Source organism: Citrobacter sedlakii (assembly GCF_018128425.1).
In the GTDB taxonomy this organism is placed as follows: domain Bacteria; phylum Pseudomonadota; class Gammaproteobacteria; order Enterobacterales; family Enterobacteriaceae; genus Citrobacter_A; species Citrobacter_A sedlakii.
In genome coordinates this window covers 2,977,364-2,991,699 of record NZ_CP071070.1, presented here as the reverse complement: position 1 = coordinate 2,991,699, position 14,336 = coordinate 2,977,364, and the positions used below count along the sequence as shown (strand labels likewise).

The window sequence follows — 14,336 nt, the reverse complement described above, 5'->3', positions numbered from 1 at the left end:
CGGATTTTTTTTTGCCTGTGCCGGTTACTTCGTCGAGAAAATGTCCGTCCCCAGATGGTTATAATCCACTTTCTGTAACTTGAAGTTGGTAATGTACACTGGCCCGGCCTTTTGCTCGGAGATAAAACGGTAGCGGGTTTTGATCTCCTTCGCGCGAATACCCGTCCACTGGGAGAAGAAAGCGAGAAAGTCGTTAGCCGAGCGCCGCGCTTTAATTACCTTATGCGCTTTGTCATCGCTGGAAAGCACCATAAACGGCACCTGGAAGTTTTGCTGGAACGCGTCATCGTGCGCCAGATACTGCACCTCTTTTCCGCGTTCCTTAAAGGCCAGTCCGTGATCGGAGAAATACACCAGCGAGAAACTGTCGCCGCTGTTGCGCAGTTGATCGTAGAGTTGACGAAGCAGGTCGTCGGTCTGCGTCATGGTATAAAGGTAGCAGGAGGTCTCTTTCGACTGTACAAACGTTGCGTATTTGCCAAGTGTCCGGTCGCAGGCCTGCGGATGTGAGCCCATTAAATGCAGCACAATAAGCTGCGGCTGGGTGCGCTCGGTCGCCAGTACCTGAGCGGTCATTTTCAGCAGGGCGGTGTCCTGAGTGTTTTTGTCCGCTTCGAAGTCGCCGCTTTTCAGGAACTGAACTTCGTCTGCCCGCCTGGCGATGCTGGCGATGGCGGTGTCGTACTCCCCGATTTGCCCCTGATTTGAGAACCACCAGGTCTGAAAGCCCGCGCGGTTCGCCAGCGTGACAAAGTTATCCTGGAACTGCGGTTTGTCCTCCACCACCCGATTAAGCGTAAGGCCCAGTGATTTTTGCGTGGAGCCGCTGGCGGCGACATAGTCGGTAAACAAATACCCGTTAACGCTGCTGGCAAACGGTGTGTTATCCCAATGTCCACCAAACGCGCCAAGCGCATCGCGACGGGCGCTTTCGCCTATCACCACCACGTAGGTGTGATATTTCGGTTTCACGGCGGTGACGGTCCATGTATCTTTCATGCTGGCAAGTTTCGCCATGCGCGCCTGTTCGTCAATCACCTCGTTATTGTTTACGATAACGTCTTTTGCAAAGCGGAACACCGGATAACCGGTATCTTTGAGCTTAAATACCCCGCCCCAGGCCAGGTTTTGCAGCGGCGCGACAAAAAATGTGACCACGCTGAACAGCAGGCAGAGGCTGTCAAACGTGTTCCAGCGCGCCTGCACTTCCTCTTTTTTGCGACGAACGGCAATAACGCCGAGCGCAAAAATAAACACGCCAACCAGATAGCTGTACCACGGGAAGATGGTCAGTATTTCCGTTGACTCTTCCATATTGGTGGAATGCAGCGCCAGCAGTGTATTAAAGTTCGGCGCGCCGTAAGCCTGGCCAAAAGGGAAATACATCGCCGCCACCAGCGAGCAGAGGCCAATCAGTCCTTTTTGTACACGCGGCGCGGTACGCCACAGCAGAAGCAAAATGCAGGTAAAGGCCGTGGTATAGAGCAGACTAAACGGGTAGCCCAGCGCCAGGTTGATCAGCAGAGACTGTAATAAATAAAAGGCTGTCCACGGGCTCATTGCCCGGGTGCGCGTCAAAAGCGTCTCTTTGAGGGTTAAATTCATATGCCACAATCTAAAAAACGCCATGTGCTCACCCTGGCGCCAAGGGTCATCGCCTGCTGAGCGTGCGTTAAGAGGGGAAGAGGTCCGCATCTGCGAGCCGCAATATAGGCAGGGCTGCAAGAAGATAGAGCCTGTGAAACAGAAGGTCAACTGGCAGTATGAAATTGTTTTGCGAAGACGTTAGCAAATCCGACAAAAAGAAGGGATATTCTGGCTGGCAGGTGAGTATAGCCGTCGAACATGACAGCAAGATGAAGCGGCGTACCGCGACGCCGCATTATTTTTTTGACGGGGTGTCCTGTTCCGGTTTGCTGCTAATCATATCGCACAGCATTGAGAGCAGCATTAACCGAACCTTAAAGGGAGAATGGCTGAACACGCTTAAGCACCTCTTGAACTCATTCATTGTGACCTCCTGACTGACCGATCCCCTCAATCCGTGAAGGGTGTCTGCATTACATACAGATATAGCACAGGCTATATTATATAGCTATTGCTAAAACGTTAATTTTTTGTGCCGGGGCAACTCTGGTTTACAATGAGCGTTCTCCAGAACGATGCGGTCAATGCGTCACAGGAATGAGGAAGCAGAATGAGTCGTCGCGCAGGTACGCCAACAACGAAAAAAGTGACGCAGTTAGTGAACGTTGAGGAACACGTCGAAGGGTTTCGCCAGGTCAGAGAGGCTCACCGTCGCGAACTGATTGACGACTATGTGGAGCTAATCTCCGATCTGATCATTGAGGTCGGCGAAGCGCGTCAGGTCGATATGGCGGCGCGTCTTGGGGTTTCCCAGCCTACGGTGGCGAAAATGCTGAAACGCCTGGCGTCGGTAGGACTGATCGAAATGATCCCCTGGCGCGGCGTCTTTTTAACGCCGGAAGGGGAAAAGCTGGCGCAGGAAAGCCGCGAACGGCATCAAATCGTTGAAAACTTCCTGCTGGTGCTGGGGGTGAGTCCGGAGATTGCCCGGCGTGACGCGGAGGGGATGGAGCACCACGTCAGCCAGGAGACGCTGGACGCTTTTCGCGCGTTTACGCAGCAGCATGGAACAGCCTCTGAATGAACCTGCCTTTTTTTCGGGCGCTGAAACGCGACCGTTTTTTCCATCTCTTGCTCGTTGTGGGCGCGGGATTAAGTTTTTACGTGCCCTTCAGGCCGCAAAGCTGGGTCGCAGCGATTGACTGGCATACGATCGTTACCCTGAGCGGCCTGATGCTGCTTACAAAAGGCGTAGAGCTGAGCGGCTATTTCGATGTAGCAGGGCGGAAAATGACCCGACGGCTGGCGACAGAGCGCCGTCTGGCGATATTTATGGTGCTGGCCGCCGCGCTGCTTTCCACGTTTCTCACTAACGATGTCGCCTTGTTTATTGTTGTTCCGCTGACCATCACCCTTAAAAAGCTGTGCGCCATTCCGGTAAACCGACTGATTATCTTTGAAGCGCTGGCAGTCAACGCCGGTTCGCTGCTTACGCCTGTCGGCAACCCGCAAAACATCCTGATGTGGGGACGCAGCGGGCTTTCATTCGCCGCGTTTATCCTGCAGATGGCCCCGCTTGCCGGGGCGATGATGCTGACGTTGTTGGTACTATGCTGGTTCTGCTTTCCGAACAGACCGCTGGAATTTCACAGCGGAACGCGGTCGCCAGAATGGCAGCCGCGGCTGGTGTGGAGTTGTCTGGCGCTGTATCTCGTCTTTCTGACGGCGTTAGAGCTGAAACAGGCGCCTGTAGGGCTGGCGATTGTGGCGGTGGGTTTTTTGCTGCTGGCGCGTCGCGTGGTGCTGAGCGTGGACTGGACGCTGCTGTTGGTGTTTATGGCGATGTTCATAGACGTTCATTTGCTGACGCAGCTACCCCTGTTACAGGGGGCGTTTAATCATGTCAGCACGCTCTCTGAACCGGGACTGTGGCTGACGGCGATCGGCCTGTCGCAGGTTATCAGTAATGTGCCCGGCACCATCCTGCTGCTGAATTATGTGCCGCCGACGATGTTGCTGGCGTGGGCGGTGAACGTGGGCGGGTTTGGCCTGTTGCCTGGCTCGCTGGCGAATTTGATTGCCTTACGGATGGCGAATGACCGACGCATCTGGTGGCGCTTTCATCTTTATTCGCTGCCGATGCTGGTGTGGGCGGGACTGGTAGGATACGGGCTGCTGTTGGTGTTGTGATGGCCCGATGGCGCGGTGCTTATCGGGCCGATGATCTGACTCAGCAGGATGGGTAGGGCGCAAGCCGCTACCCAACGCTGGTCACTGATTAGTTCAGACGAACCGGCATACCGGAGCGGTTTTCAATGGCCTGGGAGAGAACCGCCTGGTCAACGTCAGCCTGTTCGGTGATGCTCTTCACGCCCTTCGTCAGGGTGATCGGTACGATCTCTTCGCCTTCGAACTGCGCTTCGGTGGTAGACAGCGGATTATGTACCTCGATATAGCGGCTACCGTCTGGCTCGGTGGTGGCTTTGACCGGCTCATCGATAAACTGTACGCGGGTACCGACAGGCACGTTTTCGAACAGGAATTTAATGTCCTCGTTACGCAGACGTACGCAACCGTGGCTCACGCGCAGGCCGATGCCGAAGTTAGCGTTGGTGCCGTGGATCGCATACAGGCGGCCAATGTACAGCGCGTAAAGACCCATCGGGTTATCCGGGCCAGCCGGTACGACAGCCGGCAGCGGTTCGCCCGCCGCGCGGTACTCGGCGTGCATTTTCGCGGTTGGCGTCCAGGTCGGGCCCGCTTTCTTACGTTCAACCTTCGTGGTCCAGTTGATCGGCGTATCTTTGCCTAACTGACCGATACCGATAGGCAGTACGATCACGGTATTGGTGCCTTTCGGATAGTAATACAGGCGCATTTCCGCGCTGTTAATGACGATGCCTTCATGCACGGTGTCCGGCAGGATCAACTGTTGCGGAATATTCAGCACCGTACCGCCTTTTGGCAGGAAGGTGTCCACGCCCGGGTTTGCTTCGAGCATGTTTGAAAGCCCCATCTGGTATTCAGCCGCAAAATATTCCAGCGGCTGGGTATTACCTTCCGGGATGGTGATAACCTGGTTTTGACCAATCAGACGGCTACCATCGGTTGGCAGCGGATAAGTCACGGCAGAAGCGGTACTGCAAAAGCCGACTACAGCGAGTGCCGCCGCGAAAAACGTTGTTAATTTCATATTCATGTTATGCGAGATTCAATGCCTGGCAGGCTGTTGGGTTGAGAATTCTGTAGTGTTGGGAGCGCATTATATGTGCATTCCCGCTAACAGGGAATTCGGATGTGTACGAAATCACATTTTTTTCCCCCCGGTTTAACGCGTCGCCGTTTACCGCAGGGCGGGATCTTATTGAAGACTTGTGGCATAATGCGCGGTTTGTCACATCTTCTTTAGGATACGTCCGTGTTAGTTTCCAGTAACGTCACCATGCAGTTCGGCAGTAAGCCGCTGTTCGAAAACATTTCCGTCAAGTTTGGCGGCGGCAACCGTTACGGCCTGATTGGCGCCAACGGTAGCGGTAAATCCACCTTTATGAAGATCCTCGGCGGCGATCTTGAGCCGACGCTCGGCAACGTGTCTCTCGATCCCAACGAGCGGATCGGTAAACTGCGCCAGGATCAGTTTGCCTTTGAAGAATTCACGGTGCTTGATACCGTGATCATGGGTCACGGCGAGCTGTGGGAAGTGAAGCAGGAGCGCGATCGCATTTACGCGCTGCCTGAAATGAGCGAAGAAGACGGCTACAAGGTGGCCGATCTGGAAGTGAAGTATGGCGAGATGGACGGCTATTCCGCGGAAGCGCGCGCCGGTGAACTGCTGCTCGGCGTGGGTATCCCCGTAGAACAGCACTACGGCCCGATGAGCGAAGTCGCGCCAGGCTGGAAGCTGCGCGTGCTGCTGGCGCAGGCGCTGTTCTCCGATCCGGATATTCTGCTGCTCGACGAACCGACCAACAACCTGGATATCGATACCATTCGCTGGCTGGAACAGGTGCTCAACGACCGCGACAGCACCATGATCATCATTTCGCATGACCGTCACTTCCTGAATATGGTCTGCACTCACATGGCGGATCTGGACTACGGCGAACTGCGCGTATATCCCGGCAACTACGATGAGTATATGACTGCCGCGACCCAGGCGCGTGAACGCCTGCTCGCCGATAATGCCAAGAAAAAAGCGCAAATTGCCGAGCTGCAGTCTTTTGTCAGCCGCTTTAGCGCTAACGCGTCAAAATCACGTCAGGCCACGTCCCGCGCCCGTCAGATTGATAAAATCAAACTCGATGAAGTCAAAGCGTCAAGCCGTCAGAACCCGTTCATCCGCTTCGAGCAGGACAAGAAACTGTTCCGTAACGCGCTGGAAGTGGAAGCCCTCAGCAAAGGGTTTGACAACGGTCCGCTGTTTAAAGGCGTTAACCTGCTGCTGGAAGTGGGCGAAAAGTTGGCGGTGCTCGGCACCAACGGCGTCGGTAAATCCACCCTGCTAAAAACGCTGGTCGGCGATCTGGAAGCGGACAACGGCACCGTGAAATGGTCTGAAAATGCGCGCATAGGGTATTACGCGCAGGATCACGAATATGAATTCGAAAACGATCTGACGGTGTTCGAATGGATGAGCCAGTGGAAACAGGAAGGTGACGATGAGCAGGCGGTGCGCAGCATTCTGGGGCGTCTGTTGTTCAGCCAGGACGATATCAAAAAGCCGGCAAAAGTGCTCTCCGGTGGCGAGAAGGGGCGGATGCTGTTTGGTAAGTTGATGATGCAGAAGCCTAATATTCTGATCATGGACGAACCGACGAACCACCTGGATATGGAGTCTATCGAGTCGCTCAATATGGCGCTGGAGATGTATCAGGGCACCCTGATCTTCGTTTCCCACGACCGCGAATTCGTTAGCTCGCTGGCGACCCGCGTGCTGGAAATTACGCCGGAACGCGTCATCGACTTTAGCGGAAGTTATGAAGACTACCTTCGCAGCAAAGGTATCGAATAGTTTTCCCGTCGTCTTTCACACGACAGGCGCAGTGAATGCGCCTGTCGCGCGAAATACAGAGAAATAAATCATTAATCCCTGCTGTGGTGTTAATCTGAAAGCGTGTCACAAGTGATGAAATGTGGCCGACATTCCGGCTAAGATGCTTCCCGTTTATTTTAACAAGGACAGGGAAGAAAGAATGAATCAGCCAGTAACGGTCTCTTTAGCTACGCTTAAAACACAGTTATTAAACCTGAATGCCAACAACGACAAGCCGTTTATTCTTCAGGAAGAGGGCAATGAAATCGTTGCCACATGGAATATTGTGGATGCCAAATGGCAGGAAATTTTAGGCAAAGCAGGTCTGAAGAAACAGTACGAGCTACGGCTGTTTTTCGATGAACGCAAAAAACAGGTTCGCTATCGCGAGACATCTACCGACGTGGAATGGAATGCTAATGCTGGCGGTTTTACGTTTGGCAAGTCAGCGCATCTCGGTAAGCGACTGGAATTCTCTACGGGTAGTGCCTGGGGCGTCAAAGAAGATGGCAGCGTGGGCAAAATTTATGGTTATACATTTGTCTCAACAGAAATAATGGATCCCGTCTTCGACATCGTCCGTAATGCCGGTTGGCAGGTACAGGGCATTCTGGCAGACAAGAAAAAAAGAAAATATGTTGTCGCAGGCGTCATTGGCGCAATATTGCTCGTCGTCGTGGGTATCGCTTCAATCCTCTTCGTTTCGTTGGGCGGAGTAAAAGAGGCTGCCCGTGCGGAAATCGATCTGCTGCGCAATGAGCAATATGGTGAAGCCTGGCGGGCGAGCGCCCATGCTATTCAGCGGAAAATGACGGAAGAGGAATTTATTCAGGCGACGAAAGCCATTAACTTCTCTGAAATTGACGATTATTCATTTAATAGCATTAGCGTTGCCGACAATGTCGGAACCTTGTCGGGCAAAGTCACGTTCAGGAATGGCGCGCCGGGGGTGATTACCGTCACTATGTACAAAGAAAACGAACAGTGGAAACTGGCCGGGGTTTCCGTCAATTAAAAGCGTTCCGGTTTTCTTTCTGCGGGAAGAAAACCGGAATGATTGAGGGTAAGTATTAAACCATTCCCAACGCCCGTTTGCCGTGAATATTCAAATCATTCAGCGTAAAGCGGCCTTCCCAGTTCATTTCATAATCTTCACGTGGGAAATCTCCCGGGGATGCGCCTTTCTCCAGGGCGGCTCTTACCGTGTGCGCGTACGCCAGATTCTTTTCGCACATGGGCGCGGCGGGAATATACATCACGTTTCCCCAGCCCTGCTGGTTTTCGACCGGGGCGACAGCGTGGATCACGTCGCAATGCCACCAGACGGAGTCCCCGGCTTCGAGTTGCGGAATGCTGGTCAGCGCCTCCATCAACAGCGGATGCCACTGTTCTGACACCGGCAGTACCCTGCCGGGCGCCACGCCGCACAGTTCATCGTCTGGTACATCGTCCAGCAGCGGACGCAGCAGGAGATATGCCATCGCTTCAGGAATGGGGACCACATGCAGTAAACCTTGACCCGGAAGCATATCGGACAACGCTGTCCAGCCCTGGAAGGTGCGGAAGACCGAGCATTTTGTGGTGTTATCGACGGTATATTCTTCCACGTCGGTACGGTATGCCGCATCCCACGGATCGTATTTCGCCAGATTACCGTTAAACACGTTGGCGAAGACACGCTGATAGGCCGGGAGCAGCCAGCGTTCCAGTGCGCCGGAATCGGTATGCGCGCCAAGCCCTTTCGACGTGGTTCCCGGTGGACGACGACGAATGCGGTCCGGATAAATCACGCTGACGTCCGGGTCAAACCACTGCTTACCGTCACGGGCAAATGTCCACAGCCGGTTAAGGAAAGACTGAACGTTTGCCATCTCTTCACTTTGTCGGGCCTGCATCTGCGCCTGAGACCAGTAGATCGGAAAGATCTCCGGGCGGGAGGCGGACAGCGTCCCGAAGAAGTTATCCCCCGGACCTTTATACACGTCATCAAAGTGATTGCGGTCGAGGTAGTTGAGCATGGACTGATCCCAGGCAAGCGCCTGCTGACGAGGGAAATGGCCTTTAATTACCGCGCAACCGCGCCGTTTGATGAGTTCGCGCTGCTCTGCCGTGATCTTGCCCGCGTTGAGGTCCGTATATGTCAACTCAGGCCAGACTGCAGCTCCCCGCGCTTTAAGGTCATTGATCTCGGCTACCCGGATAGCGAGGGCATCACTCAATTGATTAAAGAGTCGTTGTACGTCACCCAGCTGCGCGCGCAGTTCTTTTTTCATCTGGCGGATCGCCGCTTTGTGATCGACAGGTAACGTCTCGCTTGTAAATGTAAAGGCCATAACTACCTCGCATAGCTTTCATTCGAAACTAATTTAAATTACAAGTGACACTATAAGTTATAAATAGGTTAATGCAAGTTTAAAAAATTGAATGCTTAGGGTGACGCTGGAGAACCGGAGCGCAGGGCTCCGGCATGTGGGATCAGGCGTTGAAAGGGGGGGTATTATCCAGAACGGCCTGAATGACGTTTAGCGCGCCCTGATGGTTATTGTCATCGGTGCGGTAGCGGGAGAGGGCTTTGATGCTGTCGGCGGCATTGGCCATGGCAAAGGAATAGCCCGCCATTTTGAGCATTTCGGCATCGTTACCGCTGTCGCCTATCGCCACCACGTTTTTTGGCGACAGCGCCCAGCGTTTCAGCAGGCGGGAGATACCGTTGGCTTTATGCAAACCCGGAATAATTAAATCAATAAAGCCAAAACCGCTGGTCACTGGCTTCATTATGCCGTCAAGCGAGGTATGTAACGCATCCATCACCAGAGGGATCTGCTCGTCCGCCAGGTTCAGCGAAAACTTGAACAGCACGTCGTCAATGTCGTGATAGTCCTTAACTGGCTTCAGGCGATGGTAATGTTTTGACATTAAAGCGACAAACTCTTCGGGGGCGTTTTCACTTACATAAGCGCTTTGCAGACCGCAGGCCACAAAGTTGAGTTGCTTATCTTTCAGCAGTTCGCCGATCACAATGCGTGATTCGTGACGGGTCAGTTCGCCATGAAAAAGCTGCTTGCCATGCTCAAACACCAGCGCGCCGTTTTCGGCCACGAAACTGATTTCATCCTTGAGTTCAGGAAAGAAAGAGATGAGCTGGTAATACTGATTGCCGCTGGCGACGACAAACTCAATATTACGTTTTTTGAGTTCCTGATACTGGGCCATAAAGCGGGTACGATCGTACTTTTTGGCGTCATCAAGAAACGTACCGTCCATATCGGTGACGATAACGTTGACTGTCATATAAGTGCTCCTGGCTCAAAACTGCGACCAGAAACATTTTAATAACAATGTGACCGAAACCACAAATTTATTTCGAATGAAAGCAACGGGCCGGAGAAGCGCAAGCCGCTCCGGCGACAGAGGGATAAGGCCGGACGGCAACGCTTACGCGTATTCTCCGGCCAGAAGCGCATTACAACATATGCTCGGTACGGGCGATGATATCGTCCTGCGCATCCGGTGAGAGGGCGGTAAAGAAGGCGGAATAGCCAGCCACTCGCACCACCAGATCGCGATACTGATCCGGATGTTTCTTCGCCTCCAGCAGCGTTTCACGGGAGACAATGTTGTACTGAATATGCCAGCCCTTGTGATCCTCAAAGAAGGTACGCAGCAGGATCATCAGCTTCTGCTTGTCGGATTCATTCTCCAGCGTGGCTGGATTCAGCTTCTGGTTCAGCAATACGCCGCCAAGAATCGAACCGGTCGGCAGCTTACCGACGGAGCCAATCACCGCGGTTGGCCCAAGGTGGTCGGTACCGGAGGCCGGGCTTGCCCCTTCCGCCAGCGGCGTATGGGCTTTTCGGCCATCCGGAGTTGCCATCGTCGCCGCGCCAAACGGCACATTTGCGGAAATAGATGACGTCCCTGCGTAATAGTTACCGCCAACCGGGCCGCGTCCATAGCGTGGGTTATGGTATTGCTTCAGTTCGTCGATATAGGTCTGATAGGCGCGTGCCAGCAGGGTATCGACGGAATCATCATCGTTACCGTATTTCGGCGCGCCGTTGATTAAACGCTGGCGCAGTTGCTCGTGGGTCAGGCCGTCAAAATCCGCCGCCAGCGCGGCCGCCAACTGCTGCTGACCAATAGCGCCTTGTTCAAACACCAGTTTTTTCACCGCCGCCAGGCTGTTGCCGAGGTTGGCAATGCCCACCTGTAAACCGGACACCCAGTCATACTTCGCGCCGCCCTGCTTGATGCTTTTCGCGCGTTCGATACAGTCATCCACCAGCGCTGAACAGAGGATATCGTGCACATTCTCCTCCAGCATGGTGTCGACAACGTACTCAATTTCGATCGATTTACGCGTGTAGTAACGAATCTGGGTATCCCAGGCCGCCATCACGTCGTCGAAATCCGTGAAGTTACCGGCAGAGAGCGCTTTTTCCTGCGGCAGGAACACCTTGCCGCTGGTGGCGTCGCGGCCGCCTTCCAGCGCCGCCAGCATGACGCGGGCAAAATTGATGAAGCTCATTCCGGTGCAGCGATAGCCCCATTTGCCGCCAACGGCGGTTTCGATGCAGCCAATCGCCGCGTAATCGTAGGCGTCCTGCGGTTCAATACCGAGCTTAATGAATTCGGGAATGACAATTTCATCATTGTTAAAGGCGGGCATCCCGAATCCGCAGCGGATCACCTGCACGCAGGCATCGAGGAAGTCGTTGCTCATACCGGCGTGATAACGCACGCTCAGATTCGGCTGGGTAGAGCGCAGACGACCGCAGGATTCCAGAATGGCATAAGAGAGCGGGTTCACCGCATCCATCGGCTGGCCGTTAACCAGATTCTGACCGCCAATGGTCACGTTCTGGTACAGCGGGCTGCCCGCCGAGGCTTTAGAGTGCGAGCCGGAGCGGATCTTGTTCACCTCCAGCAGCTTGAGCCAGCAGCTGTGCAGCAGCTCGATGGCATGCTCGCGATCCAGGCTCTGGTCCAGCTCCACGTCGCGGCGGTAATACGGATAAAGGTACTGATCCATACGGCCAAACGAGACGGAGTGACCGTTAGACTCAATTTGCAGAATCAGTTGAATGAAGTAGCACAGCTGGAGCGCCTGCCAGAACGTTTGCGGCGGCTGATGGGCGATGACGTCGCAGTTATCCGCCATCGTCAGTAGCTCCGTGCGGCGGCTCTCGCGGGTTTCTTCACTGGCCATTTTACGCGCCAGCTCAGCGAAACGCGCGATATGATCGCTGACGGCAACCAGCACGATATCAATGGCTTTCAGGAACTGTTCGCCGTGCAGATCGTCAAGGACGGTGAGGTTAATGCGTGAACGACGTTCCGCCACTTTGTCACGCAGACCGTCGAGCCCTTTTTCCAGAAGCAGCGGGAAATTCACCGCCAGATGCGCGTCGCCGGAGGTCATATTGCCTTCGGCTTTGATGATGCCGGTTTCCAGCAGCGCTTTTTGTTCATCGGTAAACATCCCGTAGCAGCGATCCTGCACGGTCTGGCCTCGCCACCACGGGCAGACTTCATGCAGCACGCGCTTATTCTCTTCGCTGACTGCAAAGCCCGCGCCCGGTCTGTCCGCCAGGTCGTCAATTTCTTTTTCAATCCACGAGACGGTATATTCCGGGAAGATCGGCGCGGCGCGCACTTCGCTCGCCTGGTTGCCGATGATCAGCTCGTCGTGCTTGATCCAGATGGTGCGTTCCGCCAGGTGGTGCGCCAGCGCCAGCGCGCGGCGTACCGGAATCGGTTTGTCGAGATGCTGTTTGTACATTTCGGTATAGTGCTGTGCGCGTTCGGTACATACCGGCGGTTTAACGATATGCACCAGCGCGGTTTTGTGCGCTTTAATGCGTTCGCTGAGCGTGTCCAGTTTCAGTTGCGTCATAGGGCTATCCTCGTAAAGTCGCGGTTAAACCTTTCGCGCAGGCGTACTGCTGCGCATAGGCAAGCAGTTCTGGCGCATCCAGCGGTTTTTCCGGCGCGTTGTAGGGTTGATTGAGTAAGTGATATTTGTTGATGCCCAGCGTGTGATAGGGCAGAAAGTGAATTTCGCGAACGCGCAGCGTGTCGGCGGCAAAATCGGTGATGGCTTCGATCGCTTCTTTGTCGGCGTTAAATCCCTGAATCAGGGGGACGCGGATAATCATCTGCTTACCCGCCGCCGCGACCCGCTTCAGGTTGTCCAGCACCCGCGCGGCGCTGCCATCGGTCCACTGTTTGAACGGCGCCTCGGCGACGTGCTTCAAATCGGCGAGGAATAAATCAACGTATTCCAGCGAAGGCGCAATGTACTTCCACGGGACATGCAGGCAGGTTTCAACTGCGGTATGGATCCCTGCTTCATGGCTGGCTTTCAACAGCGAAGCGGCAAGCGCCGGTTGCATAAAGGGTTCGCCGCCGGAAAGGGTGATGCCGCCGCCGCTGCGATCGTAAAAGGGTTTGTCGCGCAGCACGGTAGCCATAATGTCGTCCACGTTCCGTTCTTCGCCACAAACCGTCAGGGCCTGAGTCGGACAGCAATCCTTCAGCGCGGCGATCTGTTTTTCGGTAAGATTTTCACGGTTGATCACAAGGCCATTCAGCGCGCGTTCGATCACGGCTGGCGCAGCCTGGGCGCACAGCTGGCAGCCCTCCAGACACAGGCGCGGATCAAACAGCAGATCCGGCGTGCGCGACCGGCTTTCCGGATTCTGGCACCAGCGACAGCCCAGCGAGCAGCCCTTCAGGAACACGACGGTGCGGATGCCGGGACCATCGTGGGTTGAATAACGCTGAATATTAAAAATCATAACCGGCCTCACTTGTTTCGTATAAAGATTAAAATACTTTCGAATGAAAGTTATATTGACGTGTATCAACTAACATGGCGGTTTTACCGTGGTATCTTGGTTTTAAGCTAACGATCAGTTTGAGGAATAGGTATGGAACTTTATCTGGATACTTCCGACGTTGAGGCCGTTAAGGCACTGGCGCGGATTTTCCCTCTCGCGGGCGTGACCACCAACCCGAGTATTGTCGCCGCAGGCAAAAAACCGCTGGAGGTGTTGCTGCCTGAATTACGTGATGCGATGGGCGGTCAAGGGCGTCTGTTTGCCCAGGTGATGGCGACGACGGCGGAAGGGATGGTCAGCGATGCGCGCAAGCTGCGTGGGATCATTGCGGATATCGTGGTCAAAGTTCCGGTAACGGCGGAAGGGCTGGCGGCGATTAAATTGCTGAAAGCGGAAGGCATTCCGACCCTCGGCACGGCAGTGTACGGCGCGGCGCAAGGGCTTCTCTCCGCCCTGGCGGGGGCAGAGTATGTCGCGCCATACGTAAACCGCATGGATGCGCAGGGAGGGGACGGGATCCAGACCGTGACCGATCTCCAGAACCTGCTGAAAATGCACGCTCCTCAGGCGAAAGTGTTGGCGGCGAGCTTTAAAACCCCGCGTCAGGCGCTGGATTGCCTGCTGGCAGGCTGTGAGTCGATCACCCTGCCGTTGGACGTTGCGCAGCAGTTGATCAGCTATCCGGCAGTGGATGCCGCCGTCGCCAAATTTGAGCACGACTGGCAGAGCGCGTTCGGTCGTACCGCAATCTGATCCCAGGCCGGCTGGGGCGTAAGCCTTATCCGGCCTCATAGCAGTCCGGTCCAGACAAACATGCGCATGGCGCGCCAGGGTTACAGCGCGACGTTTTCCTAACGCTCGAGTCCCTGTGCGCC

The 14,336-nt window shown here is 54.7% G+C and carries 12 protein-coding genes; 5 read left to right on the top strand and 7 right to left on the bottom strand.

What is annotated here, in order from left to right; genetic code table 11:
• Positions 1-24: 24 nt before the first annotated feature.
• Both JY391_RS14260 and mntS read right to left on the bottom strand, forming a co-directional pair.
• A complete protein-coding gene (locus JY391_RS14260) occupies positions 25-1,605 on the bottom strand; it encodes a phosphoethanolamine transferase (RefSeq protein WP_211935805.1) in 1,581 nt (526 codons plus the stop codon).
• Positions 1,606-1,882: 277 nt separating this feature from the next.
• Complete coding sequence (gene mntS, locus JY391_RS14255) at positions 1,883-2,011, bottom strand: manganase accumulation protein MntS (RefSeq protein WP_072014953.1); 129 nt, start codon at positions 2,009-2,011, stop codon at positions 1,883-1,885.
• A gap of 186 nt (positions 2,012-2,197) precedes the next feature.
• Between mntS and mntR the strand changes: the two genes are divergently transcribed.
• Both mntR and JY391_RS14245 read left to right on the top strand, forming a co-directional pair.
• Positions 2,198-2,671: a manganese-binding transcriptional regulator MntR gene (gene mntR, locus JY391_RS14250; RefSeq protein ID WP_042285036.1), complete on the top strand. Its 474-nt coding sequence runs from the start codon at positions 2,198-2,200 to the stop codon at positions 2,669-2,671.
• Positions 2,668-3,777: an anion transporter gene (locus JY391_RS14245; RefSeq protein ID WP_211934499.1), complete on the top strand. Its 1,110-nt coding sequence runs from the start codon at positions 2,668-2,670 to the stop codon at positions 3,775-3,777. The genes mntR and JY391_RS14245 overlap by 4 nt, the downstream gene beginning before the upstream one ends.
• 88 nt (positions 3,778-3,865) lie before the next feature.
• On the opposite strand, the gene ldtB is transcribed toward JY391_RS14245, so the two are convergent.
• A complete protein-coding gene (ldtB, locus tag JY391_RS14240; RefSeq protein WP_042285033.1) occupies positions 3,866-4,786 on the bottom strand; it encodes a L,D-transpeptidase in 921 nt (306 codons plus the stop codon).
• Between the two features lie 219 nt (positions 4,787-5,005).
• Here ldtB and JY391_RS14235 point away from each other — a divergent pair, with 219 nt between their 5' ends.
• Together JY391_RS14235 and JY391_RS14230 are read left to right on the top strand one after the other, a co-directional pair.
• Positions 5,006-6,598 carry an ABC-F family ATPase gene (locus JY391_RS14235; RefSeq protein WP_042285031.1) on the top strand — a complete coding sequence of 531 codons (1,593 nt, stop codon included), beginning with the start codon at positions 5,006-5,008 and terminating at the stop codon, positions 6,596-6,598.
• Positions 6,599-6,719: 121 nt separating this feature from the next.
• Positions 6,720-7,634 carry a DUF4019 domain-containing protein gene (locus JY391_RS14230; RefSeq protein WP_229264054.1) on the top strand — a complete coding sequence of 305 codons (915 nt, stop codon included), beginning with the start codon at positions 6,720-6,722 and terminating at the stop codon, positions 7,632-7,634.
• 55 nt (positions 7,635-7,689) lie between these two features.
• Here JY391_RS14230 and JY391_RS14225 read toward each other — a convergent pair whose 3' ends face one another.
• The 4 genes from JY391_RS14225 to JY391_RS14210 all read right to left on the bottom strand — a co-directional run bounded on the left by JY391_RS14225 (position 7,690) and on the right by JY391_RS14210 (position 13,419).
• Entirely contained in the window at positions 7,690-8,952 is a 1,263-nt protein-coding gene (locus JY391_RS14225) for a DUF1479 domain-containing protein (protein ID WP_211934498.1), read from the bottom strand.
• Between the two features lie 142 nt (positions 8,953-9,094).
• Positions 9,095-9,910, bottom strand: a complete 816-nt coding sequence (locus tag JY391_RS14220) for a Cof-type HAD-IIB family hydrolase (RefSeq protein ID WP_211934497.1) — start codon at positions 9,908-9,910, stop codon at positions 9,095-9,097.
• Positions 9,911-10,082: 172 nt separating this feature from the next.
• Positions 10,083-12,515, bottom strand: coding sequence for a formate C-acetyltransferase/glycerol dehydratase family glycyl radical enzyme (locus tag JY391_RS14215; RefSeq protein ID WP_211934496.1), 2,433 nt, complete (start codon positions 12,513-12,515; stop codon positions 10,083-10,085).
• A gap of 4 nt (positions 12,516-12,519) precedes the next feature.
• Positions 12,520-13,419, bottom strand: coding sequence for a glycyl-radical enzyme activating protein (locus JY391_RS14210; RefSeq protein WP_211934495.1), 900 nt, complete (start codon positions 13,417-13,419; stop codon positions 12,520-12,522).
• A 132-nt stretch (positions 13,420-13,551) separates the two neighbouring features.
• On the opposite strand from JY391_RS14210, the gene fsa reads away from it, so the two are divergent.
• Complete coding sequence (gene fsa / locus JY391_RS14205; RefSeq protein WP_211934494.1) at positions 13,552-14,214, top strand: fructose-6-phosphate aldolase; 663 nt, start codon at positions 13,552-13,554, stop codon at positions 14,212-14,214.
• Positions 14,215-14,336: the final 122 nt, after the last annotated feature.

Coding starts and splice junctions, on each gene's coding strand:
- JY391_RS14245 (WP_211934499.1), top strand. CDS start 2,668: ATGAACCTGCCTTTTTTTCGGGCGCTGAAACGCGACCGTTTTTTCCAT.
- JY391_RS14220 (WP_211934497.1), bottom strand. CDS start 9,910: ATGACAGTCAACGTTATCGTCACCGATATGGACGGTACGTTTCTTGAT.
- JY391_RS14210 (WP_211934495.1), bottom strand. CDS start 13,419: ATGATTTTTAATATTCAGCGTTATTCAACCCACGATGGTCCCGGCATC.
- ldtB (WP_042285033.1), bottom strand. CDS start 4,786: ATGAATATGAAATTAACAACGTTTTTCGCGGCGGCACTCGCTGTAGTC.
- mntS (WP_072014953.1), bottom strand. CDS start 2,011: ATGAATGAGTTCAAGAGGTGCTTAAGCGTGTTCAGCCATTCTCCCTTT.
- JY391_RS14225 (WP_211934498.1), bottom strand. CDS start 8,952: ATGGCCTTTACATTTACAAGCGAGACGTTACCTGTCGATCACAAAGCG.
- mntR (WP_042285036.1), top strand. CDS start 2,198: ATGAGTCGTCGCGCAGGTACGCCAACAACGAAAAAAGTGACGCAGTTA.
- JY391_RS14215 (WP_211934496.1), bottom strand. CDS start 12,515: ATGACGCAACTGAAACTGGACACGCTCAGCGAACGCATTAAAGCGCAC.
- fsa (WP_211934494.1), top strand. CDS start 13,552: ATGGAACTTTATCTGGATACTTCCGACGTTGAGGCCGTTAAGGCACTG.
- JY391_RS14260 (WP_211935805.1), bottom strand. CDS start 1,605: ATGAATTTAACCCTCAAAGAGACGCTTTTGACGCGCACCCGGGCAATG.